The following is a 26,340-nucleotide window of genomic DNA, read 5'->3' on the forward strand; positions in this document are numbered from 1 at the left end:
ATTGTTGAGCGAAAGACGGGATTCGAACCCGCGACCCTAACCTTGGCAAGGTTATGCTCTACCAACTGAGCTACTTTCGCAAATAATAAGTGAAGGAAATGAGACTCGAACTCACACGACCGACCGGTCACTACCCCCTCAAAGTAGCGCGTCTACCAATTCCGCCATTCCTCCATCTTTTCAAAGAATAATTTATTTTTAATCTCTGTACCCAGAACAAGACTCGAACTTGCACACCTCGCGGCACTCGCACCTGAAACGAGCGCGTCTACCATTCCGCCACCTGGGCGAGAGTTAAAACAATTATGGAGCGAAAGACGGGATTCGAACCCGCGACCCTAACCTTGGCAAGGTTATGCTCTACCAACTGAGCTACTTTCGCGTTTGCGGATGCAAAGGTAAATAATTTCTGTAAACCTCCAAATAATAAGATTACTTTTCTGCTCAACTCATCCGATTTTTATAATCTTCGTAAGTAAACTCTTTATAAATATCCGCCTTTCCATCCCGAGTCCACAAAGCAATGGCCGGATGATGAATACCATTAAACATATTGGTTTTCACGATTGTATAGTGAATCATATCTTCGAGAATAACCTGCTCTCCAATCTGTAACTCATGATCGAAGCTCCAATACCCCATATAATCGCCACTCAGGCAAGAATTTCCTCCCAGTCGATACACAAAAGCACCCTCCTGCCCCATTGTTGCGTTTCGCACAGCAGGCTGATAGGGCATCTCTAAACAATCGGGTGTATGGCAGGTAAAGCTTACATTCAGAATAGCTGTTTTAATTCCTTTATTCTCTACAATATCAACTACCTTGGAAGATAAGACACCCGTTTGCCAGGTAAAAGCCGAACCGGGTTCGAGTATAATATGTAGGTGTGGGTAACGTGCTTTCAGTTGTTGTAGCAACCCGATTAAATGATTTACATCATAATCTTTGCGAGTCATTAAGTGTCCGCCTCCTAAGTTCAACCATTTAATTTGCGGAAACCAACGCGAGAATTTCTCTTCAATATGTTTTAAAGTACGCTCCAATTCATAAGAGGAAGACTCGCAATGGGTGTGACAATGAAAACCTTCGATACCTTCGGGAAGGCGATCGGGCAATAAATCGGCCGTAATACCGAAACGGGTGCCCGGAGCCGTAGGGTTATAGAGTTCTGTTTCTACTTCCGAATATTCGGGATTGATACGTATTCCACAGGAAATGCCACTTCCTTCTTCAACCGTTTGCCCGTAAAAACGCTGAAACTGAGATAAAGAATTGAATGTGATATGGCTACTGCAACGCATTATCTCCGAAAAATCTTCTTCGGTATATGCCGGAGAGTAGGTATGCGCCTTACTGCCAAACTCTTCTAAAGCCAAACGCGCTTCGTATACCGAGCTTGCCGTAGAATGATCTATATATTCCCGAAATATAGGAAAGGAACGCCACATAGCAAATGACTTGAAAGCAAGGATAATCTCTACCCCGGCCCGGTCTTTTACATTACGAATTAATTCGAGGTTCTTTCTTAACAGTTCTTCTTCCATGATATAACAGGGAGAAGGGAATTGAGTGAAATTTATCATTTGAGTTTATAGTTTGGAGTTTATAGTTTGGAGTTTTGGGGGTTAGATTACTTTAAAACGGGCGAAGCGAAGTAGCAATTGCTTATCACCTGCATTCCGAAAGCGGATGGTGGCTTTTGTATTATCGCCATTGCCTTCTATCTTTATCACCTCTCCTATTCCAAAGCGTTCGTGTTCGATGGTTTGCCCTATTTGCAAATCAGTAACTTCCGATGTATTTGATGCAGTCGATGAAGTAGCAATGGGGCGAGGAGGCAATGAGGATACCCTCTTCATGGTGGCTCGTGGAGGGGGAACACTTACGTTCTTATTTGCATTTACTTGCCTGCTGATGCCGGCTTCTTCCGGCAATTGCAAGAAACAGATATCAATATCTCTCAGGAAGCGACTTGGGTTACTAAACTCCATCTTTCCATAACGGAAACGCGCCTTGGCGTAAGACAGAAAGCAGTATTGCTCGGCTCGGGTAATGGCTACATAAAACAAACGGCGTTCTTCCTCTAATGCAGCATGAGAATTTCCCACCATGCCGCTCGGAAACAAGTTTTCTTCCAGTCCTACTACAAAAACGTTTGGGAATTCAAGTCCTTTGGCAGAGTGTACAGTCATTAATGTTACTTTCTTACTATCGCCTTCTTTATCAGAATCCTGATCGGTGAGCAAAGCCACTTCGGAAAGGAAATCAATAAGCGATACATTGGTATTTCCTTCCTCTAAGCGTTGGGCGCAGAAATCGTGCATACCATTTACCAACTCATCAATATTCTCTTTTCTACTCAAGCTTTCCGGAGAATTATCCTGACTAACATCATTCATAATACCCGACCGGCGTATGATGTCGCTCCCCATATCATAAGCATTCTTCTCGGTAGAATCGGACATAAAGCCCTCTATCATTTCCCGAAAAGCCTGTAATTTAGTATGAGTGCTTTTGGATATCATTAAATTATAGGTTAAAGGTTCTGACATAGCTTCCCATAGACTAACTCCATGTTCTACCGCTGCACCTACAATTTTACCGATTGTGGTATTCCCTATCCCACGAGCCGGATAGTTAATTATGCGCTTAAACGCTTCTTCGTCATTAGGGTTAACCACCAGCCGGAAGTAAGCTATTACATCCTTTATCTCTTTACGTTGATAAAAAGAAAGACCACCATAGATTTTATAGGGTATCATCCGCTTGCGCAAAGCTTCTTCAAAAATTCTACTCTGCGCATTGGTGCGATACAGAATGGCAAAGTCGGCATATTCATACCCTTTTCTACGATGCATTTCGGCAATTTTATTGGTTACAATCTCGCCCTCTTCAACATCGGAGTATGCCTGAAACACACAAATGGCATCTCCCCTTTCTTTCTCGGAGTATACCGATTTAGGAATCTGCCTGATATTCTTTTCTATTAAACTATTGGCAGCACTAACAATTGTTTGTGTAGAACGATAGTTCTGCTCCAACTTGAACACCTTTGTATTGGGATACGTATTTGAAAACCCTAATATATTATCAATGTTTGCTCCGCGAAAAGAATATATACTTTGAGCATCATCTCCCACCACAAAAACTCGTTGATTTATTTTCGACAACTGCAATACAATGGCGTGTTGGGCATAATTTGTATCCTGATACTCATCTACAAGCAAATACCGGAACTGAGAACGATACTTATCCAAAACCTCCGGATGATCTCTGAAAAGAAGGAAGGTATAAAAAAGCAAATCATCAAAGTCCATAGCCCCTGCTTGCCGACATCTACTCCAATAGCGACTGTATATATCTCTGGTAGCCGGCATCTTAGCTGCATTATCATCTGTATATATTTCGCGATCGGCGGCATATTGAGTAGGGGCTATCAGGCGGTTCTTTGCATTAGATATTCTTGTTTGCACCGCTCCCGGTTTATACACCTTTTCATCCAGTCCCATTTCTTTGATAATAGAACGAATCAAGCTTTTGCTGTCGGCAGAATCGTAAATTGTAAATTGGTTGGTAAAGCCTATACTATTTGCTTCGGCACGCAGAATGCGAGAAAAAACAGAGTGAAAGGTACCCATCCAAAGATAACGGGCACGCTGTGCTCCTACTTGTTTGGCAATACGCTCTTTCATCTCTCTGGCGGCTTTATTGGTAAAAGTAAGAGCCAGTATATTCCAAGGCTCGTATCCGCTTTCGAGCAAATAGGCTATTTTGTAGGTCAGTACGCGTGTTTTCCCCGATCCGGCTCCGGCAATAACCAATGAGGGACCATCGTTATACAACACAGCTTCTCGCTGATTTTCGTTTAATTCTTCTATATAATTTGCAGACATTCGAATCTATCTTCTATGTAGTAAATAAGAGACAAAGATAGATAAAATTCAATCACTGAAGAACAAATTAAGTTTGTTGCCGTTATATTTATACTAAACTTAAAAACATAAATGATATGATTTCGTTATTAACATCTTTACTATTAACCATTATGACCTACGATATGCCTAAACTTCCTTATGCAGAAAATGCATTGGAACCTGTAATCAGTCGGCAAACCATAAGCTTCCATTATGGAAAGCATTTAAAAATGTATGTAACAAACTTAAACAATCTTGTTCCCGGAACACAATATGAAGGGAAAGCATTGGAAGAGATTGTAGCAACAGCACCCGATGGTGCAATTTTCAATAATGCAGGACAAGTTTTAAATCACTCTCTATATTTCTCTCAGTTTACCCCCGATCAAAAGCAGGCAATTCCTACCGGAAAATTAGCCGAAGCAATTAAACGTGATTTCGGTAGCTTCCAAAATTTTAAGAAAGAATTTACAGAAGCTTCTATTTCTCTTTTTGGCTCAGGTTGGGCTTGGCTCTCTGAGAATAAAGATGGTAAATTGGTAATTACCAAAGAAATAAATGGCAGCAACCCTCTACGTGCCGGTTTAAATCCATTACTCGGATTTGACGTTTGGGAACACTCCTATTATTTGGATTATCAAAATCGCCGTGCCGACCACATCGAAGCTCTGTGGACTATTATTGACTGGCCAGTGGTAGAGAAACGATTAAGGAAATAAATAAGAACAAATAATCTAAACCTTACAAAGAGTACAGCCATGTAGTTTAAACATACGGCTGTACTTTAAATACTCAAGCCGTTAAGTATAAATCTTCTCGGTGTTATTGTTTTCTTCCGGTTTTTCTGTTTCTTTGTTTTCTAAAGCGATAAAGAATATGAAAAGAGTAACTGATTTTTTCGGAAAACTTTCGGATCCTATCTCAAAAAGCAATATAGATGATATTGTTGAGTCCGTACACCATCATCCGGAAGATTTCAAATTAATATATGATTATACCAACCACGAAGAGCTTAAAATATCCTGGAGGGCTTTATGGGCATGCGAAAAATTAGCAGAATTACATCCGGATTGGTTCGACTCTCTAAAAGAGGAAGTAATTCATAAACTATTAAATTGTACACATGCCGGGAGTAAACGTATTCTTTTGTCTATTTTATACAATCTTCCGGTTTACAAACCTATTCCGATTCCCTTGCTTGATTATTGCTTTAGCCACATGCTCGATATGAATGAATCTATTGGGGTGCAATCTCTCGCAATAAAAATGGCTTATAAAATATGCTGTGTAGAACCGGAGTTATTATACGAATTGAAGCTGTATTTAGAGAATGCAGAGCCGGAATATTACTCTACCGGAGTGAAAACCTGCATAAGAAATACACTGCGACGTATTGAATAACAACTTTTCACAATAAACTTGCATAGTAAAAGCCTTAATTAGTTAACTTTGTTTATATAAAGGTTGATGACATGAAATTGATAGTAATAACTCCTCCTACTTTCTTCATTGAGGAAGATAAAATAATAACTGTTCTGTTTGAAGAAGGGCTGGATATTCTTCATCTCCGAAAGCCCGAAGCATCAGCCATGTATTCGGAAAGACTTCTTACTCTCATTCCGGAGAAATATCATAAGCGTATTGTTACGCATGAACATTTCTATTTGAAAGAGGAATTTAAACTAATGGGTATTCACCTGAATACGCGTAATCCTAAAGAACCTCATGATTATGCAGGGCACGTCAGTTGTTCTTGCCGTTCTTTAGACGATCTTGGCCGGAAAAAGCATTTTTATGATTATGTGTTTCTGAGGCCCATGTATGATACCGAATCCGGATTGCTCACCGATTATACCGCCGAAGATCTTCGACAGGCAGCCAAAGAGAAACTTATCGACACCAATGTTATGGCATTTGGAGGTATTACCCCCGAAAATATATTAGAAGTAAAAGACTTTGGATTCGGGGGCGCCGTAGTAATGAATAATTTGTGGGATAAGTTCGACACACAAAGGGATAAAGACTATGTAGGCATTATCGAGCATTTTAAAATGCTGAAAGAGATGGCAGACTAAGAAATCTTTCTAAAATTGCTCCAATACTTTTATTCGTTTTCCAATTGGTGGATGTGTAGCAAATAATCCACTGAGTCCACTGAAAATTCCTTTTGCTTGTTTACCGGGATGCTCTATAAAAAGTTGAGCAACATCATCACGAGTTACGGCTTCAATATCCGGATCTCTTGATATCTTACGAAGTGCACTGGCTAAAGCTAAAGGATTCTTTGTCATTTCCGCTGCTCCGGCATCGGCCAGATATTCTCTTTTACGAGAAATGGCAAAACGCATCAAAGAAGAAAAAAGATAACCAATGGCAGCAACTAAGGCAGCTATTAATAATATAATTACTCCACCACCATTATCTTTACTGTTTCTGCTACGGGAATAATTAGAGTAATATACCATCCGCATAGCCATTTCTGCTACCATGGCAAATATCCCTACAAAAACAATGGATATAATAAGTAAACGGACATCATGATTGCGAATGTGAGATAGCTCATGCGCTATAACTCCTTCCAATTCATCATCATCCAGTTTATCAATAATACCTCTCGACAAGGTTACTGTGTATGTTCTTTTATTAATACCACTTGCAAAAGCGTTCAAAGAATCATCATCAATTATATTTACTTTAGGCATCTGCATTCCCTGAGACATGCACAGATTCTCTACCAGATTATATACTCTCTTATTTTCTTTTCTGGAAAGTGTGTATGATCCCGTTGCTTTGTTTATAATACTTGTATTGGCAAAATAAGCAATCATAAACCAAATAAATACTCCTCCGATAGCATAAGGAGCTATTTGTACAAACATTTCGATAGAGGTTTGCCATATAGAAACGTCCACATATTCATCTCTACCCAAATAAGATAATAGATAGCAAAACAGAAATACAAGTCCAACTACCAAGCATGGAAACAAACAGAGCAGAATCAATGAACGCACATTGTTTCTGCTCTGTTGAGTATGTATACCAACGTATTCCATCGTTAGAATTGAATTTTCGGTGCTTCCTGAAGAGTAGCTCGTTGATCTCCTAAATCGAACATAATTTCTCTGTGAAATCCAAACATACCTGCAATAATATTCGAAGGGAATGTTTCTACCGCATTATTCAACTCACGAGTAGCTGAATTGAAATAGCGTCTTACAGAAGATAGTTTGTTTTCTAAATCGGATATCTCTTCTTGTAACTGAAGGAAATTTTGATTTGCTTTTAAATCCGGATAGGCTTCTAAAGTTACTTTAAGTCCCGAAAGCGCCGATGTCAACGCACTTTCTGCTACTATTTTCTCATCAATTGTTCCGGCTCTCATGGCACCGTTACGAGCGCTAACCACTCTATCCAAGGTTTCCTTTTCATGAGCTGCGTATCCTTTAACTGTTTCTACCAACTGAGGAATAAGGTCGTGGCGCTGTTTAAGTTGCACGTCTATATCGGCAAAAGCATTTTCTCTGTTATTTCTTAGTTTCACTAAGGTATTGTATTTGGATATCAACATAATAACCAAAAGAACAACTACAACTATAATAACGATTAATGATGTACTCATAACTTTGAATTTTTTATTTATTTGTTAGTTAAATATTATCTTTTCTTAGAAAGTACCCTTGATAAAACTATATATCCCAATATACCCGAAACTACCGACCCTGCTATAACACCCAGTTTAGCCTGATTTAATAATATTGGTTCTTCTCCAAATGAAAGGTTTCCTATAAACAGAGATACAGTAAAACCAATACCACCCAGTAAAGAAACACCTGCGATATTTTTCCAGTTCATACCTTCTCCCATAGGTGCCAATTTGGTTTTAATGGCCAACCAGGTAAACCCAAAGATACCCACAAACTTACCTATAATAAGCCCAAGCATAATTCCCAGACTTACATTGCCTATAAGATCGCCACTACCGCCACCAAATACAACTCCGGCATTGGCAAAGGCAAACAGTGGAAGTATCAGGTAGTTCACTGAATTATGCAAACTGTCTTCCATGGCTTGCAACGTACTTATCACACGGTCGGAAGCAGATTCAACTCGCTTTAGTTTAGATATTTGCTGATTGGTAAGTACAATATTGTCTTTTCCTTCTTCGCACATAGTAGGAAAAGAGTTAATTAGTCTTCTTATTCTTTCAACATATTTACCGGCATTCAACCTTGGGCGAGCAGGAATCACAAAAGCAAGCAATACTCCGGAAATAGTACTATGTACACCCGACTGCATAAATAAATACCAAGCAGCTATACCTCCTATCAGAAAAACCACTTTATTTACCGTCCTTCTTTTGCCTATAAAGTATAAGAAGGCATAGATAAGTGCCGCCCACAGAAAATAGATGAGGTGCACATGAGAACTATAGAAAATAGCAATAATTAAAATACCTCCTATATCATCTACTACGGCAAAAGCGGTAAGGAATACTTTCAACGATACCGGCACACGCGTACCCAACAAGCTTAACACCCCTAAAGAGAAAGCAATATCCGTAGCCATAGGAATAGCCAATCCATGATCGCCACTCGTTCCCGGTGGACAGATTGTTGCATAAATCAGCACCGGAAGTATCATACCTCCACAAGCCGCAATGAAAGGCAAAGAAGCTTTACGAAAAGAAGATAGTTCTCCTACCAACAACTCTCTTTTTATTTCCAAACCTACAATCAGGAAAAAGACAGTCATTAGCCCATCATTAATAAACTGGAGCATCGTCATATTATGCCCACCATGAGAAAGCAGATTGAAATTACCTATCTGCAAACAAACCTCCATATTGAGGAAAGAATGGTAATATTCTGCCAATGGTGAATTGGCAAGAACAGCAGCAGCTAATGCTGATATGAACAACAAAACACTCGCAAAAATATTCATTGAAGAATAATATCTTCTTGAGCTGATTAAAGGCATAGTATTAGTATTTAGGGATTAATCAAGTTTCAACACGGCAAGGAAAGCTTTCTGAGGAACCTCCACATTACCAATCTGTTTCATTCGTTTCTTTCCTTTTTTCTGCTTTTCCAAAAGCTTACGCTTACGGCTAATATCACCCCCATAACATTTTGCTGTTACATCTTTACGAACAGCTTTTATTGTTTCGCGAGCAATAATCTTTGAACCAATAGCTGCTTGTATGGCAATATCAAATTGTTGACGTGGTATTAGTTCCTTCAGCTTTTCGCACATACGCCGACCGAAATCGACAGCATTGTCAAAATGGGTTAAGGTAGAAAGTGCATCTACAGATTCTCCGTTCAATAGGATATCTAATTTCACCAATTTAGACGGACGGAAACCATCCATGTGATAATCAAAGGAAGCATACCCTTTGGATATACTTTTTAGTTTATCATAAAAGTCGATTACAATTTCGCCCAGTGGCATACTATAATAGATCTCCACACGGTTGCCCGAAATATATTCTTGTTTTAAGAGTTCGCCTCGTTTTCCAAGACACAACGTCATGATAGGACCAATATAATCGGTTGTTGTAATCACAGATGCCTTGATATAAGGTTCTTCAATATGATCTATCAAAGTAGGGTCGGGCATTCCACCGGGATTGTGCACCTCCGTCATATTACCATGTTTATCATAAATCTGATAAGAAACGTTGGGCACGGTAGTAATCACGTTCATATCGAACTCACGATCGAGGCGTTCCTGTACTATCTCCATGTGAAGCAACCCGAGGAAACCACAACGGAAACCAAAACCAAGGGCTAACGACGACTCCGGTTGGAAAGTCAATGAAGCATCATTTAGCTGCAATTTCTCCAGAGAAGAACGCAGATTTTCATAATCTTCGGCTTCAATCGGGTAAACTCCGGCAAACACCATTGGTTTTACTTCTTCAAAACCGGATATTGCTTCTTTGGCAGGTCTTGCCACATGAGTAATGGTATCTCCTACTTTTACTTCTTTAGAGGTCTTGATCCCTGATATAATATACCCTACATCACCTGTACGAAGTTCTTTTCGAGGAACCATTTGCATTTTAAGCACTCCGATTTCATCGGCAACATACTCTTTTCCTGTATTTATAAACTTCACTTTGTCGCCGGAACGAATTACACCGTCAGTAATTTTAAAGTAAGCAATGATTCCGCGAAATGAATTAAAAACAGAGTCAAAGATTAATGCTTGCAGGGGAGCTTCTTCATCTCCTTTGGGGTGTGGAACTTGCTCTACTACAGCAGCCAGAATATTATCTACCCCCATACCGGTTTTTCCGGAAGCACGAATTATTTCTTCGCGTTTGCAACCGAGCAGTTCAATAATCTCGTCTTCTACTTCTTCGGGCATGGCATTGGGCATATCGCACTTATTCACAACCGGAATAATCTCCAAATCGTGTTCAATAGCCATATATAAGTTCGATATTGTTTGGGCTTGTACGCCTTGTGTGGCATCTACAATCAGTAGAGCACCTTCGCAAGCGGCAATAGAACGAGAAACCTCATAAGAAAAGTCAACATGCCCCGGAGTGTCTATAAGATTCAGAATATACTTTTCATTGTTATAGATGTACTCCATTTGTATGGCATGGCTCTTAATGGTAATACCTCTTTCTTTTTCCAAATCCATGTTATCCAGCATCTGTCCGCTGGTAATCTGAACGGTTTTGGTATATTCAAGTAATCTGTCTGCCAAGGTTGACTTCCCATGATCAATATGGGCAATAATACAAAAATTCCTTATATTTTTCATCACTAAACCTAATCTTCAATTGTTGGAGGGCAAAGATAATTAAATGGAAGAACAAAAAAAAATGCGTTGATAACAATAAATCTTGTATCAACGCATTTTTTAATTCGTAGTTTTAATCTTCGCTTAGATTAACTTTACAAAAAGTTCACCTTCTACTTCAGACGTAGCGATTTTGTCTTCTCTAAGCAACCATCCAAGGCCAAGGAAAAGGTCTTTGTCTACTAATTTAGTAGCTTTCTTGATTTGTTTAGCTGTTAATCCCTCGGTCTCATTCAATGCATTCCAGATTGTACCTGCAATGTTACCGGCTTTTTCATTCAACATTTGCTTAATGTTTTTTTGTTCAACATATTAGTTTAAACCTGATTTATGAATGTTATTCTGGTTTAATCACGATGCAAAGATACACATTTTGTATGTTATACAACATATAAGCCCCTGCTTTTCAGCTCTTTTTCAACAAAAACAGCCATTTAACGAGCATTGGAAGATTCTTTAAGATATTCCGACCATATCCTTGCTGCTTCTTCTACTATTTTTGCGCAGGGCCTTTTCTTATAATATGCCTCTGTTCGGGCTTCGGGCGTAGAAACAATGGGAGTACCTTTTTGAAGCTGAAGCAAATCGGCACATCTTAATGCTCCATTTCTCTCTTTGAACGTATCGGCTAATTGCTGAACCAGCTCGTAGTTGGCTTTTTTCCCTTCGGCATCTTTCCCATCGGTGGCACCGGTTTCGAGTCCTGCCAGAATAAACATACCACAAGCTGCCCCACAGGTTTCGCGCATACGTCCTATGCCACCTCCAAAAGAAGCTGACATACGAAAAACTTGCTCCTCGGTAAAGCCATACCTGTCGGCAAATGCTGCTGCAACAGATTGCGAACAGTTATATCCACTCTTAAAAAGATCTACAGCCTTTTGAATACGAGTATCTTCCATATATTACAAATCTTTTATTTCCAATTCCATCGGGCAATGATCGGAGTGAACCGCCTCATTGAGTATCCGTGCACCTTTTATGGATGGTACTAAAGACTCACTCACCATACAGTAATCAATACGCCATCCTTTATTCTTCGACCGGGAATTGAATCGATAACTCCACCAGGTGTACTTCTGTTCGTCCGGATACAGGTAACGGAAGCTATCTGTAAATCCTTCTTTTAGAAATCCCGTCATCCACTCACGCTCTTCAGGGAGGAAGCCACTGTTTTTAGCATTCCGAATGGGGTCGTGAATATCTATGGCTTCATGACAGATGTTATAATCGCCACACAAAATTAAATTAGGACGGGGTTTACGTAACTCTATCACATATTTCTGGAAAGCATCTAACCAATTCATTTTAAAAGCCTGCCGTTCATCGCCGCTGGTGCCCGAAGGATGATACACGCTTACAATAGATAAGTCTCCATAATCTGCCCGAATGAAACGTCCCTCGTTATCGTATTCCTCTATGCCCATACCATACTCTACATGGTCGGGTTCTTTTTTGGTAAGAATGGCTACTCCACTGTATCCTTTCTTTTGAGCCGAATACAAATAACCTTTGTATCCTAATGATTCAAAAGTTTCAGCCGGATACTGATCGGGTTGCAGTTTGGTTTCCTGCAAACAAAGTACATCCGGGTTCTCGGCAATCAGCCACTCGTCTAAGCCTTTGCTTGCGGCAGCACGAAGTCCGTTTACGTTATAGGTTATTATTTTCATTGTTTTATACCTTCTTGCCTTAACTAAGGCCCTCTATTTCTCCATTTATGATATCAATATGTTTGGCTTGAGGTTCTTTGGGCAGCCCCGGCATACGCAATATCTCTCCGGCAACGGCTACAATCATCTCTGCTCCGTTATTTATAACAATATCTTTGATGTGTAGTTCAAAATCTTTGGCTACTCCGTAAGCTTTCGGATCTCCGGAGAAGGAATATTGTGTTTTTGCTACACAGATAGGATAATGAGAGATATTCATTTTCTCAATCAGCTTGATCATTGAACGAGATTTACTGCTATACGTAACCAATTCGGCACCATACAGTTGTTTAGCCACTTTCTCAATCTTCGCAGGTATGCTATCAGATTCTTCGTAGGTAAACCGCATCGGTTGCGAGGGTTGCTTTTCAATGGTGTCTACCACCAACTGCGCCAATTCCTTGGCTCCTTCTCCACCTTGTGCAAAGGCATTGTTAACGGCAAACCCTACTCCTTTTTCCAAACAATGACGGCGAACCAGCTCTATTTCTTCTTCCGTGTCGCCCCCATACTTGTTGAAAGCCACAATGACGGTTTGTCCAAATGAACGCAGGTTCTCGATATGCTTATCCAGGTTCTCGAATCCTTTAATTATTCCTTCGGCATGAGGCTCTTTTATAGCTTCAACAGCTACTCCACCGTGCATCTTCAGTGCTTGCAAGGTAGCTACGAGCACAGTTAAACGAGGCTGTAAACCTGCTTTCCTACACTTTATATTGTAGAACTTTTCTGCACCGAGATCGGCTCCAAAGCCAGCCTCCGTCACCACATAATCTCCGTAAGTCAAAGCCATTTTGGTTGCCAATATGGAATTACAACCATGTGCTATATTAGCAAACGGACCTCCATGCACAAACGCTGCCGTATTCTCGGTGGTTTGCACCAAATTAGGATTGATGGAATCTTTCAGTAATACAGCAATGGCTCCTGCCACTCCAAGATCTTTTACGGTAAACGGCTTATCGTCATGAGTAAAGCCAAGCAAAATGTTTTCAATGCGACGACGCAAATCTTCCATATCCGTAGAAAGACAAAGAATAGCCATAATCTCCGAAGCGGTGGTTATATCAAAGCCTGCCTGATGGGTTATTCCATTTGTTTTAGGTCCTAATCCTACCACAATATCCCGAAGAGAACGGTCGTTGACATCAAGCACACGTTTCCAAAGTATTTCCTTCAAACCGAAGTTCGCCTGGTTCTGATACAGATAATTATCGAGCAAAGCAGTTATCATATTGTGTGCAGAGGTAATGGCATGAAAATCTCCGGTGAAATGAAGGTTGATTTTCTCCATCGGAAGCACTTGGGCGTAACCTCCTCCTGCTGCTCCGCCTTTCATTCCGAAACAAGGACCTAAAGAGGGTTCGCGCAGAGCCACAATGGCATTTTTACCAATCTTATTTAATCCGAGCGTTAAACCGATTGATACAGTGGTTTTACCTATTCCTGCCTTAGTAGGTGTAATGGCAGTAACAAGTATCAGGTTATTCTGCTGTACTTTTTCCTCGTCAATCAATTCTACAGGAATCTTAGCAATATGACGACCGTAGTTTTCCACTTCTTCGCGAGGAATACCGATGGAGGTAGCTACCTGTTTTATCTTTTTCAGCTCTATGCTGCGAGCTATTTGAATATCGGATTTCATGAGCAAATTATTTGTTACTTACTACTTTTGAGTTCTTCAACACTGTAAGCTTAGCCGGAAAAGCATAATACTTATCACCACGTGCATTCAGTTCTTCTTCGATATTGGCTAATGTACGTGCTACTTTTCCTTTATACAACTCTGTGCCCTGATATTGAAGAGTAATAGGTTTATCCAGGTTGAACATCTCATCATTCAAATGTATGGTTAGTTCCGGATAATCATTTTTCTCAATATTGATTGTGTTGCCCGAACGGGTTACCACTACTTCCATCGTATGTTTGGCATCTTTCAACGGAACAGACAACCAATACAAGGCAGGCAGAACTACATTTTCCTGTCTCCAAACCACTTTATCGGGGTATGGATTTCTTTTATATTGCTCCATCCATGTAATGGCAACTGTATCTGCTCTTTCCATCCAATGCCCTTTACCTTTAACGATATGGGTTTCGTGAATATAGTTTTCGGGGTCAAGACGTTGCAAAGAATCCAACCGTTGTCCGCAGACAGCAGCCAATTTGTTACGGTTGTAAGCACCATCTTTCTCGCCCATCCAAATCATAAAAGGCAGGTTACGCAGGTTTACTTGCGAAGCCTCGCCCGGATGTCCTGCCATCATGGATGCAGCCGCCCAACGATCTGCCATACGCGGAGCCATACGATAAAGCCCGTCGCCACCGGCAGAATAACCTAACAAATAAACTTTGTTGGGGTTTACTCCTTCAAGGGTAACGGCTGTTTGGATAATGGCATCATACAGAGAATCGATTCCCGGTTTAAACCACATATTCCAATCGTCCCAAGGAGCTCGCGGAGCTACATAAACACCTTCTTTAGGAGTGTATAATCTGATCTGGTTTCTCCATTGCTGATCATTTACCGCCGGAGCTGTGTTTCCTCCTCCGTGCAATGATATGAAAAGGCTGCGACCATCGGCCGGTGCTTCGCCAATTATTTTATAATCGATAGGCATCTTTTTGCCATTGCGCACAAACACTTTCTCTTCCCAGGCTTTGGCATTTTCTTCTTTTACTGCCTCCAACCATTTGGGATATACTGTGTTAAGGTAGGCACTTGCTTCTTCTTTCGACACGCCTTTACCATCTGTAGGTTGAGCGCTTTTGCATGCACCAAATAAAAGCGGTAGGATAACTAAATAAGCGATTTTCTTCATAGATCAATTTGTTTATATTTTAAAAGAGATTTGATTTCATTTTCAAGCAGCTTTATCACTTCATGCCTTTCTGCCTCTTTGTTCAGTTCCTTTTGCAAGGAGGTTACGCCCTTGTCCATAAACCCACAAGGATTGATATAGCTGAAATAGCGAAGATCCGTATTGAGGTTTAAAGCCAATCCGTGCATGGTTACAAACCTGCTGCTTCGTACACCTATTGCACAGATCTTACGGGCACGCGGAGTACCTACGTCGAGCCACACACCGGTTGCCTTTTCAAGCCTGCCGGCAACTACCCCGTAATGAGCACATACCCGGATTACGGCTTCTTCTAAAAGATGGATGTATTCCTTCAACCCTAAATTGAAGTCTTCAAGATTTAAAATAGGATAGCAAACCAATTGCCCGGGACCATGATAAGTAATATCTCCTCCCCTGTCGATATGGTAAAGGGTGGCTTGTATGGCTTTAAGTTGCTCTTCGCCCAAAAGCATATTGTTTTCTTTTCCGCTCTTGCCTAAAGTATAAACATTCGGATGTTCACAAAACACCACTTGATTCTTGTAGACACCTCCGGAGATTTTTGCGGCAATCAAAGCATCAAACAATTCCGTCTGACGCTTCCAGGCTTCTTCGTAACTAATAAGCCCCCAATCAATAAATTCAACACTAACCACCTTCGTTTTCTACAATTTACTTTTCGAATTACATTCTTATAACTTCTTTCTTCCCAAGCTCAAACTATTCAATACTACAGATACAGAGCTGAATGCCATTGCGGCACTTGCCAGCATCGGACTTAAAAGCAATCCGTTTATCGGATAAAGTATTCCGGCAGCAATGGGAATCCCTATCAGATTATAGATGAATGCCCAAAAGAGATTCTGCTTGATTAAACGTACCGTCTGTTTGGATAAAGTAAAGGCTTTGGGAAGCAGCATTAAATCAGAGGTCATGAGTGTAACCATCGCTACATCCATCGCAATATCCGTGCCTTTACCCATAGCGATGCTGACATCTGCACGGGCCAATGCCTGCGAATCGTTAATGCCATCTCCTACCATAGCCACCATTTTGCCTTGTGCCTGGAGTTGCTGCACATACTTCTCTTTATCATCGGGCAATGCATCTGCCATATATTGCTGAATGCCTAAGCGTTCTGCTACTACCGAAGCCGTACGTTCGCCATCTCCGGTAAGCATACAGATTTCTATACCTTGCCTTTTCAGCTCTTTCACTGCTTCGATAGAGGTTGGCTTTATTTGGTCGGTAATTGTGATGATAGCCAGCAATTCATCTTCGCGCCCAAAGTAGGTAATAGAATTGCCATCCTGCTCATACTTTAGTTTCATTTCATTCATTAGTTTGGGAACTTCGGAATGATACTCTTTCAGCAGTCTATGGCTACCCGCCCAATAGCGTTCTTTCTGATAAATTACTTCAATACCCTTTCCGGTAATGCTTTTAAAATCTTCAATCGGAACGGAAAGCGTTACACCTTCTTCGTGCAGAGCGGTAACAATGGCTTCTGCCAAAGGATGTTCCGATTTCAATTCGGCAGCCAATAACACCGGTTTAAAATGATCTTCCTGGGTGCTGTTCCAAAGAATGCTTGTCACCGTAGGGTGTCCTTCTGTTAATGTGCCGGTTTTATCGAGTACTACCACATTAACCCTGCGCATTTGTTCCAAGGCCACTGCATCTTTTACCAATATATGATAATCGGCAGCTTTGCCTATCCCCACCATCAAAGCAGTTGGCGTGGCCAACCCTAATGCACACGGGCAAGCAATAACCAACACGGAAACAGCAGATAAGAGAGCATGAGAGAGATAACCGGTTCCTCCTACGGTCAACCAAATTACGAAGGTCAGTATAGCAAGCCCTAAGACTACGGGCACAAATACCCCTGTTATTTTATCTACAATGCGCTGAACGGGAGCCTTGCTTCCTTGTGCTTCTTGCACCATCCGGATAATCCGACCCAACAATGTTTCTTCGCCCACTTTGGTGGCTTCGATAACAAACGATCCTTTTTGATTGATGGTTCCTGCAAGCACGCAACTGCCTTCTTTTTTCTCTACCGGAACAGGCTCGCCGCTAATCATGCTTTCGTCTACATAAGAATCTCCGCTAATCAGGTTGCCATCTACCGGAATCTGTTCTCCGGGGCGCACCACTACGCGGTCTTTCAATTGCAGTTGTTCAATGGGGATGTCTACTTCCACGCCATCACGCAATACGCGTGCTGTTTTAGGTTGCAGCCCCATTAGTTTTTTTATTGCAGTTGATGTGTTTCCTTTGGCACGCTCTTCCATCAGCTTGCCGGTAAGCACAAAAGCTATAATAACGGTGGCAGCCTCATAATAAACGTGCGGTTCTAATCCTCTATCATACCAAAACTGAGGAAAGAAGGTATTGAACACGCTAAAAATAAATGCAATGGAAGTGCTCAGTGCCACCAAGGTGTCCATATTGCTACGCCCTTGCTTGGCTTGTTTCCAAGCATTTACATAGAAAGAACGTCCGAAAAACAGAAGTACGGGGAGAGAAAGCAGCAGCATAATCTCATTTGCATACTTCATATCCATAAAAACCATGGAGAGCAGCAACATTGGAATGGCAAATATCCAAGTTACAATTACCCGACGTTTTAACGATTGGTAGTGCCTTTGTTGTTCTTCTTCCTGACGCTCCATTTTATGATCTTCTTCAATGATCAGGTCATAACCTCCGGCAAGCACGGCGGCTCTCATTTCTCCGGGAGTAATCAGGTGTTCTTCGTAAGATACGGAAAGCGTATTTGCAGCCAGGTTTACCGAAGCATCGGCAATGCCGGGCAGGTTCTTAATAATTCTCTCTACGTTATTGGCACATCCTGCACAGTGAAGGTTTAGTACAGGAAACGTTTTCTTTATTGTATTTTTACCCATAAAAATTAGCTGTTAGAGTTGATATCAACTACAGATTAAACAGTAGATATGGGCGTTTGTTCGGTTACTTTTTAGACTCTTTTACTTTGTCTTCCACCAAAACCGCCTCATATTTGAATTTCTTAAAGCCTTCCTGCAGTTTCTTCACATCTGTTTTTTCGGAATCATACGTGATGGTTACCGTCTTCTCTTTCAGGTCGGTAGATAATTCTTTCAATCCTTTTTCAAATCGGATATTGGTTTTTACTTTCTTCTCGCAGTTGGCACACTCCATTTGTTGCACTTTGAAAGTAACAACACGAAGTTCTTTGGCAAATGCAGTAGAAATACCTATAATGAGTATGGCAAATGCCATTATTAGTTTCTTTTTCATTTTCGTTATCATTTTAAACTTCCCACAAAGGTACAAAAAAACAATGGAAGAAAAGCACTTCGCTCAAGAAAAAAGTGAGCTTCATTCAAGTCGAGAGAAACGCCCAACCAGCCCTTATACCCCCTTTATTCGAGGTTGCCGGTAGCATTTGCTTTGATTGCCGGTAGCATTTGCCCTCGAAGACAGTAGCACTTTTTTTCATTGCCGATAGTAATTTGTTTCTTTGTGTTTTTTCTTTTTCGTTTTTAGTTCTTCTGTATTATCATCATCATCAGTATATATATTGCTATAGGGTCGCTATAGCGTTCGCTATAACTAAGTTCTATCCGAAATACGTACTTTTCATCAATAATTAAACCTTACACCTACGTAAAATTTAACTCCATGCATCGGCCCCCAGATCATAGTAGAATCGAAGTTATCTCCCCAAGGGTCGGAAGCACCTATAATAGGGTTCTTTTGTCTGAAATTAGTCAGATTCTCTCCGCCTGCATAGATTGACCCTTTACGGAAATAACGGGTAATTTGCGCACTCAACTGTTCGTAGGCTTTATAGCGTTTATCCCAAGACAGGGAGCCATCTGATTGCGTATACGGATCGGGCATACGACCGCTTCCATTCAACTGAAATGTGGCATCAAATTGCCAAAGCCCCAATGGAGTTTGATAAGAAGCCGTCAGCAATCCTTTATACTTTCCGGTCAGGGGTTTCTCTCTCAATACGTTATTGCAAGTTACTTTTGCATCCGTCCACCGATAGGCACCAGTTAAAGAAAAGCCTTCAAAGAACGGATAGGTTGCCTCCACCTGAAACACTTGCGAATAAGAACGGCCATTCAGGTTATAGAATGAAACCGCATGAGGGTTGCTATCTACATCAATAACCACCTGCTTAGAGAAGTCGGTGTAATAGTATTCGGCATTCAGATTCAGCGTTTTACCAAACAAAGGAATGTAAGAAGAGATGCTTGCACCATAATTCCAGGCTTCTTCCTGATCCAGACGATCGGCTATGTGTATCTGCCTGCTGCTTGCCAGCAAATAGTTGCTTTCGGCCAAAACATGGTTGGTGCGATAGCCTTTGCCGGCCGAAACCCGAAAATGTACATAATCATTGGGATTGTATTTAATATGAGTACGGGGAGTAACAAAGAAATCGTACTCACTGCTGTAATCTCCGCGGATTCCGGCTAAAACCATCAACTTATCATTCAAATTATATGTATACTGAGCGTAAGCTCCATAAACAGATTCTTTAACAAATTCTTTTTTAAAAGAATCGTTTTCATTCTTATTTAAGTTGTAATTCTGATCAAAACCATCATAGTTAAAACTCAGCCCGGTAGAGAGGCTATGTTGCTTGGAAAACTCGGTTTCGAAAAGCAAAGAAGCATACCCATTGCTTTGATCTACGTTGTAGAATTTACGCCCATACCCGGCATCCTGGTTATGTATACTACCCGAGAGTATCAAGGCAATATTCGTATTCTTTTCTTTGTTGAGGATGAAAGCATTCTTGGTGAAAGCTTCGTAACGATCGGTTTCAATATTTATTTTATAAGGATCGGTTAGTGCTTTTTCGGTTCCGTGAGATGTTTGCCCGCTTCTCCGCTCCTCCTTCATGCCTTTGATGCCTGCCTGAAACACATAACGGTCGCCCATATACACCCAACGGTTCCACAGGTTGTATTGCTCCACTTGGGGAATATCGGCAAAGCCATCATTATTGGAATCGTGCGCTTTGGTTTCGTTTTCATAATGGGCAAGCAGCATGGTGCTCCATCGGTTATTCAATTTAATGGCGGCATCCGCATTGGCCTCCAACCGATTGGTAGATGACGCAAAGAGGTTTACGGCAACAAAGTCTTCCGTTGTTTGGGGCTTTTTGAACTCTACGTTTATCTGTCCGGTAAGTGCTTCGTACCCATTCTTCACCGAAGAGGTTCCTTTAGACACTTGTATACTCTCCATCCACGGGCCGGGCACATAGCCAAGCCCGTAAGGGGCAGCGGCTCCGCGATAGTTGGGAATGTTTTCGGTAAGCATCTGCACGTACGTGCCCGATAGTCCTAAGAGCTTTATTTGCTTGGCTCCCGTTGCCGCATCGGAGTAACTTACATCTACCGAGGGGTTTGTTACAAAACTCTCTCCCAGATTACAACAGGCAGCACGACTTAACTCGGCACTGGTAATCATAACTCCATTCATTACGCTGTTGCGGAGTTGCATGGTGCCAAGTTTGCGGCTAATGACTTGGACTTCGTCCAACTCTACCCCATCACGCAATATTATATTTAGTACTTCATTTTTACCGGTTACTGAAACTGTATCATTTTCATAACCCATAAAACTTACCACCAACCGACTACTATTGTCCGGCTTTGATATAGAGAAACTTCCGTCGGCACGAGTAGTAACCCCCGTGGAAGTATTTATCCAAACTACATTCGCCCCGGGAACAGGCATTCCTTCCCGATCTTTTACCATTCCTTTCACTTGTCCATAAGAAACAGATGAAAACGCAGCGAACAGTATCAGTGTACAAATTGTTATTCTTGTTTTCATAAGTGGCGCAAAGATAGAGCGTTTTGTGCTCATACGCCCATTATTTTTGCTTTTTATTCTTTCTTTTCGCCAATATGTTCTATATTTGTAGTACGGAATAGCAGTAAATAATTTCAATTAAAAAACTAAAGCCTGATGAATAAACATTATATTACTTTGGCAGGACTTATGCTTCTTGTAGGTTTGTTTTTGTTTTCATGTAATAAGAACACTGGTGCCCTGAAGTTTGATAAAATAAAACTAAATGATACCGTTCATCTCTTCGGAGACACAGCCAATCCCGCTTCTAATTTTGTTATTGAGTACACTTACCCCATAAAGTCGTCCGATAAGAAATTGAAAGATAGCTTAAACAATATTTTTCTATCTGCATGTTTGGGAGAGAAGTATATTGGAGAATTTCCCCAAGAAGCGATAAAGCTTTATGCCGAAAATTACTTCGATCAAAACCGTCGGGATCTGGAACCGATGTACGCAGAAAACCTCAAAGACATAGAGAACAAAGATGTCATTCGGTCTTGGTACTCTTATTATAAAAACATAGAAAGCAAGGTACTCTTTTACGAAAAAGACTTACTGGTATACAGTGTTCACCTCAATGAATATACAGGAGGTGCTCATGGCACTTACACAACTACTTATATTAATATAGACCTGAAAAACATTCATATTCTTTCTTTAAATGATATTTTTGTAGGCGAATATAAGGAAGCCTTAACCGATTTACTTTGGAATCAGTTAATGATGGATAATAACGTAGCCACCCGCGAAGAGCTTGAAGAAATGGGATATGGCCTCACAGGCGATCTTATTCCTACCGAAAACTTCTATTTAGATAAAGAAGGTATTACATTTCATTATAATGTATACGAATTTACCCCTTATGCAATGGGGCCAACCATTATTAAATTACCTTTCGACATGATTCTGCATATTATAGGAGAAGAAAATCCTATCATCGGTCAACTTAGAAAATAATATGGATATTATTCAAAAATACTTCCCTGATCTTACGGAAGAGCAACGCGGCCAATTCGCCGCGTTGTATGATTTATATATAGATTGGAACGCTAAGATTAACGTGATTTCCAGAAAGGATATTGAAAATCTGTACGAACACCATGTACTACATTCTTTAGGCATAGCCAAAATGGCTAAGTTCAGTTCCGGCACTAAAATAATGGACTTGGGTACCGGTGGAGGTTTTCCCGGTATTCCCCTCGCTATTCTTTTCCCGGAGGTATCTTTCCACTTGGTAGACAGCATCGGCAAGAAGGTGCGCGTGGCCACAGAAGTAGCCAATGCTATCGGACTAAAGAATGTTACTTTCCGGCATGCACGTGCCGAAGAAGAGAAGCAACTCTTCGACTATGTAGTTAGCCGCGCAGTAATGCCCCTTACCGACCTGATTAAGATTATCCGAAAAAACATCTCACCCAAACAGCACAATGCATTGCCAAACGGGTTGATTTGCTTAAAAGGTGGTGAACTGGAACACGAAGCCATGCCATTTAAGAATAAAGTCTTAATGCACGAGTTAAGCAAAGACTTTGAGGAAGCCTTTTTTGAGACTAAGAAAGTAGTATATGTTCCTATACCCTAATAGTTGAAACCATGAAAATAAAACGTTTTGAATTCAATATGTTTCCTGTTAACTGCTATGTACTTTGGGACGAAACCAAAGAAGCAGTTGTTATTGATCCCGGTTGTTTCTACGAAGAAGAAAAACAAACGTTAAAGAATTATATTGCAAACAATGATTTAAAGTTGAAGCATGTGCTTAATACCCATCTGCATCTCGATCATATCTTTGGCAATCCTTTTATGAAACAGGAGTTTGGGTTGAGCCCCGAGGCCAACAAAGCCGATGAGTTTTGGTTGGAGATGGCCCCTCACCAATCCCGTTCGTATGGTTTTAAATTGCCCGACGATCCTATTCCATTGGGTAAATACCTTTGCGATGGAGATCAAATTACTTTTGGAAATACAGTGCTCGAAGCCATACATGTGCCCGGACACTCTCCCGGAAGCCTGGTGTTTTATTGCAAGGAAAGCAATTGCATGTTTGCCGGAGATGTTTTATTCCAAGGGAGTGTGGGACGTGCCGACCTTACCGGCGGGAACTTCGATGAACTGATAGAGAATATTTGCAGCAGATTATTTGTTCTACCTGCCGAAACCGTTGTATATCCCGGACATGGTGCAGCAACCACCATCGGCATTGAAAAAGTAGAAAACCCTTTCTTCAGATAAAACTTAATACACAATACCATGAAAAGAGATTTATTAGCTGATCGCCACATTGGCATTACCCCCCAAGATGAAGAATTCATGCTAAAGAAGATAGGCGTGAACTCATTAGACGAGCTGATTGAGAAAACAATTCCGGCGAATATCCGGTTGAAAGAGCCAATGAAGCTCACTGAAACCCTCACTGAGAATAAATTCGCCGAACATATCTGGGAGTTAGCTTCCAAAAATAAAATCTTTACTTCATATATAGGAATGGGATGGTATAACACCATCACCCCGGCCGCTATCCAACGAAATGTATTCGAAAACCCGGTATGGTACACTTCTTATACTCCTTACCAGGCAGAAGTATCACAAGGACGCTTGGAAGCGCTCATGAACTTTCAGACAGCTATTAGCGACCTGACTGCCCTTCCTCTTGCAAACTGCTCTCTGCTTGACGAAGCTACTGCAGCAGCCGAAGCTATCAACATGATGTATGCTCTCCGCACCCGGGAACAGCAAAAATCAGGAGCTAATGTAGTTTTCATTGATGAGCAAATTTTCCCACAAACGTTGGCAGTTATTCAAACGCGTGCCATTCCTCAAGGAATCATTATAGAAACAGGAAAGTATAAAGAGTTTGAATTTACCCCGAATGTATTTGCCTGTGTATTACAATATCCTAATTCAGCCGGAAATGTAGAAGACTATCGGGCATTTACCGAAAAGGCACATACAGCCAATTGTAAAGTAGCCGTAGCCGCAGATATAATGAGTCTTGTAATCCTTACCCCTCCGGGAGAATGGGGAGCGGATATTGTATTCGGAAGTTCGCAACGCTTAGGAACACCCATGTTCTATGGAGGTCCATCGGCAGCCTTCTTTGCCACTCGCGATGAATACAAGAGGAATGTTCCGGGACGCATCATAGGATTGTCTAAAGATAAATATGGCAAGCTTTGTTACCGCATGGCTTTACAAACCCGCGAGCAACATATTAAACGAGAAAAGGCAACATCTAATATCTGTACTTCTCAGGCATTGCTTGCCACGATGGCCGGCTTTTATGCTGTATATCATGGAGAAGAGGGTCTTAAAAACATTGCAAACCGCATACACAGTATAGCTATTTGCTTAGATAAAAACATTACTCAATTAGGGTACACTCAAGTAAACAATCAATATTTTGACACATTACGTTTTACCTTGCCTGCTCATGTATCCTCTCGCGAAATCCGTACCATCTCGCAAAATAAGGAAGTGAATTTACGCTACTTCGAGAATGGCGATGTTGGCTTAAGTATAGACGAAACCACCGACTTAGCGGCTGTAAATACGCTACTGTCTATTTTTGCTATCGCAGCCGAAAGAGATACAATTAAAGTAGATCGTATTACTCCAAGCACAATTCTGGCCGAAGAGTTTCAACGGAAAAGTTCTTTCCTTACTCACGAGATATTCCGGAAGTACCGTACCGAAACGGAATTGATGCGCTACATTAAACGCTTAGATCGCAAAGATATCTCGTTGGCTCATTCTATGATTTCTTTGGGCTCCTGCACAATGAAGCTAAATGCAGCATCGGAAATGCTTCCATTAAGCCGTCCGGAATGTATGGCTATGCATCCATTAGTGCCCGAAGAACAAGCAGCCGGATATCGTGAACTGATTAATAACCTCTGTGAAGACTTGAAAGTAATCACCGGATTTGCCGGAGTTAGCCTACAACCCAACTCGGGTGCCGCAGGAGAATATGCCGGATTGCGTGTAATCCGCAGTTATTTGGAAAGCATCGGACAGGGGCATCGTAATAAGGTGCTGATTCCGGCATCGGCACACGGCACCAACCCGGCATCGGCTGTTCAGGCAGGCTATACAATAATAACCTGTGCTTGCGATGAGTTGGGAAATGTTGACATGGCAGATCTTTGTGAGAAAGCAAAAGAAAACAAAGAGGATCTTGCTGCTTTAATGATTACTTATCCGTCTACGCATGGTATTTTTGAAATCGAGATCAAAGAAATATGCGAATGTGTACATGCCTGTGGAGCACAAGTCTATATGGATGGTGCCAACATGAATGCTCAGGTAGGACTTACCAATCCGGGAGTTATTGGTGCAGATGTATGCCACCTCAATTTACATAAAACATTTGCTTCTCCTCATGGCGGCGGCGGTCCCGGTGTAGGGCCTATCTGTGTGGCAGAGCATTTAGTTCCGTTCTTGCCCGGACATGTACTCTTTGGAAATACACAAAACGAAGTATCTGCTGCTCCTTTTGGCAGTGCCGGAATATTACCCATTACTTATGGATATATTCGTATGATGGGTGCCCAAGGCTTAACCCAAGCCACCCGAATAGCCATTCTTAGTGCTAACTATCTGGCAGCTTGTTTGCAAGATACTTATGGCATTGTTTACCGGGGTGCCAATGGATTTGTAGGACATGAAATGATTCTTGAATGTAGAAAAGTACATGAAGAAACCGGCATCACCGAAAGCGATATTGCGAAACGATTGATGGACTATGGATACCATGCTCCTACTCTCTCCTTCCCCGTTCACGGCACATTAATGATTGAGCCTACGGAAAGCGAAAGCCTGGCAGAGTTAAACAACTTTGTAGATGTAATGCTGAACATCTGGAATGAAATAGAAGAAATAAAGAGCGGAGCAGCAGATAAGTCTGATAACGTGTTAGTTAACGCACCGCACCCGGAATACGAGGTTATTTCTTCCGAATGGAATCATTCCTACTCGCGCGAGAAAGCTGCCTATCCGATAGAGTCTGTTAAAGAGAATAAGTTCTGGATCAATGTAGCTCGTGTAGATAATACATTGGGAGATCGAAAATTGCTGCCTACACGGTACGGAAGCTTTGAATAAAAGAAAACTTAGCCACAGATCTCACGGAATGACGCGGATTTAGGAACACGGATTTTGTCTATGATATCTCAAATAGAGATAAT

The 26,340-nt window shown here is 41.2% G+C and carries 21 protein-coding genes, 4 tRNA genes and 2 pseudogenes; 7 read left to right on the forward strand and 20 right to left on the reverse strand.

What is annotated here, in order from left to right:
• Window positions 1-7: 7 nt before the first annotated feature.
• From D0T60_RS04355 to D0T60_RS04380, 7 genes and pseudogenes are all read right to left on the reverse strand, one after another.
• A tRNA-Gly gene (locus tag D0T60_RS04355) sits at window positions 8-80 on the reverse strand.
• 10 nt (window positions 81-90) lie between these two features.
• Window positions 91-174, reverse strand: a tRNA-Leu gene (locus D0T60_RS04360).
• 34 nt (window positions 175-208) lie between these two features.
• Window positions 209-289 (reverse strand) — tRNA-Leu (locus D0T60_RS04365).
• A gap of 17 nt (window positions 290-306) precedes the next feature.
• A tRNA-Gly gene (locus D0T60_RS04370) sits at window positions 307-382 on the reverse strand.
• A 62-nt stretch (window positions 383-444) separates the two neighbouring features.
• Entirely contained in the window at window positions 445-1,584 is a 1,140-nt protein-coding gene (gene nspC / locus D0T60_RS04375) for a carboxynorspermidine decarboxylase (protein WP_163216931.1), read from the reverse strand.
• Window positions 1,585-1,626: 42 nt separating this feature from the next.
• Window positions 1,627-1,782 (reverse strand): annotated as a pseudogene (locus D0T60_RS19020) (hypothetical protein); the annotation flags it as partial.
• Window positions 1,783-1,911: 129 nt separating this feature from the next.
• A pseudogene (locus D0T60_RS04380) lies at window positions 1,912-3,894 on the reverse strand (ATP-dependent helicase); the annotation flags it as partial.
• A gap of 116 nt (window positions 3,895-4,010) precedes the next feature.
• Here D0T60_RS04380 and D0T60_RS04385 point away from each other — a divergent pair.
• The 3 genes from D0T60_RS04385 (at window position 4,011) to D0T60_RS04395 (ending at window position 5,990) form a co-directional block, all read left to right on the forward strand.
• The gene (locus D0T60_RS04385; RefSeq protein WP_163216933.1) at window positions 4,011-4,634 is read left to right on the forward strand and encodes a superoxide dismutase; all 624 of its coding nucleotides are present in this window, start codon (window positions 4,011-4,013) and stop codon (window positions 4,632-4,634) included.
• A gap of 157 nt (window positions 4,635-4,791) precedes the next feature.
• A complete protein-coding gene (locus D0T60_RS04390; RefSeq protein ID WP_163216934.1) occupies window positions 4,792-5,316 on the forward strand; it encodes a hypothetical protein in 525 nt (174 codons plus the stop codon).
• Window positions 5,317-5,387: 71 nt separating this feature from the next.
• On the forward strand, window positions 5,388-5,990 hold the full coding sequence (locus D0T60_RS04395; RefSeq protein ID WP_163216935.1) for a thiamine phosphate synthase: 603 nt from the start codon (window positions 5,388-5,390) through the stop codon (window positions 5,988-5,990).
• 9 nt (window positions 5,991-5,999) lie between these two features.
• Here the strand turns inward: D0T60_RS04395 and D0T60_RS04400 are convergent, their stop codons facing one another.
• The 13 genes from D0T60_RS04400 to D0T60_RS04460 form a co-directional block, all read right to left on the reverse strand.
• Window positions 6,000-6,968: a M48 family metallopeptidase gene (locus D0T60_RS04400; protein ID WP_163216936.1), complete on the reverse strand. Its 969-nt coding sequence runs from the start codon at window positions 6,966-6,968 to the stop codon at window positions 6,000-6,002.
• A 2-nt stretch (window positions 6,969-6,970) separates the two neighbouring features.
• Complete coding sequence (locus D0T60_RS04405; protein ID WP_163216937.1) at window positions 6,971-7,534, reverse strand: LemA family protein; 564 nt, start codon at window positions 7,532-7,534, stop codon at window positions 6,971-6,973.
• Between the two features lie 35 nt (window positions 7,535-7,569).
• On the reverse strand, window positions 7,570-8,892 hold the full coding sequence (nhaA, locus tag D0T60_RS04410) for a Na+/H+ antiporter NhaA (RefSeq protein ID WP_163216938.1): 1,323 nt from the start codon (window positions 8,890-8,892) through the stop codon (window positions 7,570-7,572).
• Window positions 8,893-8,910: 18 nt separating this feature from the next.
• Window positions 8,911-10,692: a translation elongation factor 4 gene (gene lepA, locus D0T60_RS04415; RefSeq protein WP_163216939.1), complete on the reverse strand. Its 1,782-nt coding sequence runs from the start codon at window positions 10,690-10,692 to the stop codon at window positions 8,911-8,913.
• 123 nt (window positions 10,693-10,815) lie between these two features.
• Complete coding sequence (locus D0T60_RS04420) at window positions 10,816-11,016, reverse strand: winged helix-turn-helix domain-containing protein (protein ID WP_163216940.1); 201 nt, start codon at window positions 11,014-11,016, stop codon at window positions 10,816-10,818.
• Between the two features lie 149 nt (window positions 11,017-11,165).
• Window positions 11,166-11,633: a C-GCAxxG-C-C family protein gene (locus D0T60_RS04425; RefSeq protein WP_163216941.1), complete on the reverse strand. Its 468-nt coding sequence runs from the start codon at window positions 11,631-11,633 to the stop codon at window positions 11,166-11,168.
• 3 nt (window positions 11,634-11,636) lie between these two features.
• Window positions 11,637-12,404, reverse strand: coding sequence for an exodeoxyribonuclease III (locus D0T60_RS04430; protein WP_163216942.1), 768 nt, complete (start codon window positions 12,402-12,404; stop codon window positions 11,637-11,639).
• A gap of 19 nt (window positions 12,405-12,423) precedes the next feature.
• Window positions 12,424-14,088, reverse strand: a complete 1,665-nt coding sequence (locus tag D0T60_RS04435; RefSeq protein WP_163216943.1) for a formate--tetrahydrofolate ligase — start codon at window positions 14,086-14,088, stop codon at window positions 12,424-12,426.
• Between the two features lie 7 nt (window positions 14,089-14,095).
• Window positions 14,096-15,265, reverse strand: a complete 1,170-nt coding sequence (locus D0T60_RS04440) for an alpha/beta hydrolase (RefSeq protein ID WP_163216944.1) — start codon at window positions 15,263-15,265, stop codon at window positions 14,096-14,098.
• Window positions 15,262-15,942 carry a lipoyl(octanoyl) transferase LipB gene (lipB, locus tag D0T60_RS04445; RefSeq protein WP_163216945.1) on the reverse strand — a complete coding sequence of 227 codons (681 nt, stop codon included), beginning with the start codon at window positions 15,940-15,942 and terminating at the stop codon, window positions 15,262-15,264. Before lipB ends, D0T60_RS04440 begins: the two co-directional genes overlap by 4 nt.
• A gap of 36 nt (window positions 15,943-15,978) precedes the next feature.
• On the reverse strand, window positions 15,979-18,198 hold the full coding sequence (locus tag D0T60_RS04450) for a heavy metal translocating P-type ATPase (protein WP_163216946.1): 2,220 nt from the start codon (window positions 18,196-18,198) through the stop codon (window positions 15,979-15,981).
• A 64-nt stretch (window positions 18,199-18,262) separates the two neighbouring features.
• On the reverse strand, window positions 18,263-18,571 hold the full coding sequence (locus tag D0T60_RS04455) for a heavy-metal-associated domain-containing protein (protein WP_163216947.1): 309 nt from the start codon (window positions 18,569-18,571) through the stop codon (window positions 18,263-18,265).
• A gap of 345 nt (window positions 18,572-18,916) precedes the next feature.
• On the reverse strand, window positions 18,917-21,058 hold the full coding sequence (locus D0T60_RS04460; protein ID WP_239059490.1) for a TonB-dependent receptor: 2,142 nt from the start codon (window positions 21,056-21,058) through the stop codon (window positions 18,917-18,919).
• A gap of 213 nt (window positions 21,059-21,271) precedes the next feature.
• Between D0T60_RS04460 and D0T60_RS04465 the strand changes: the two genes are divergently transcribed.
• From D0T60_RS04465 to gcvP, 4 genes are read left to right on the forward strand one after another with little or no spacing between them, the layout of a single operon-like run.
• A complete protein-coding gene (locus tag D0T60_RS04465; protein ID WP_163216948.1) occupies window positions 21,272-22,114 on the forward strand; it encodes an RsiV family protein in 843 nt (280 codons plus the stop codon).
• Window position 22,115: 1 nt separating this feature from the next.
• Window positions 22,116-22,739 carry a 16S rRNA (guanine(527)-N(7))-methyltransferase RsmG gene (gene rsmG / locus D0T60_RS04470; RefSeq protein WP_163216949.1) on the forward strand — a complete coding sequence of 208 codons (624 nt, stop codon included), beginning with the start codon at window positions 22,116-22,118 and terminating at the stop codon, window positions 22,737-22,739.
• Window positions 22,740-22,750: 11 nt separating this feature from the next.
• Entirely contained in the window at window positions 22,751-23,389 is a 639-nt protein-coding gene (locus tag D0T60_RS04475) for an MBL fold metallo-hydrolase (protein ID WP_163216950.1), read from the forward strand.
• An 18-nt stretch (window positions 23,390-23,407) separates the two neighbouring features.
• A complete protein-coding gene (gene gcvP / locus D0T60_RS04480) occupies window positions 23,408-26,257 on the forward strand; it encodes an aminomethyl-transferring glycine dehydrogenase (RefSeq protein ID WP_163216951.1) in 2,850 nt (949 codons plus the stop codon).
• The last annotated feature ends 83 nt before the right edge of the window (window positions 26,258-26,340 follow it).

The sequence above is a fragment of the Bacteroides sp. 224 genome (assembly GCF_010500995.1).
Lineage (GTDB): Bacteria > Bacteroidota > Bacteroidia > Bacteroidales > Bacteroidaceae > Bacteroides.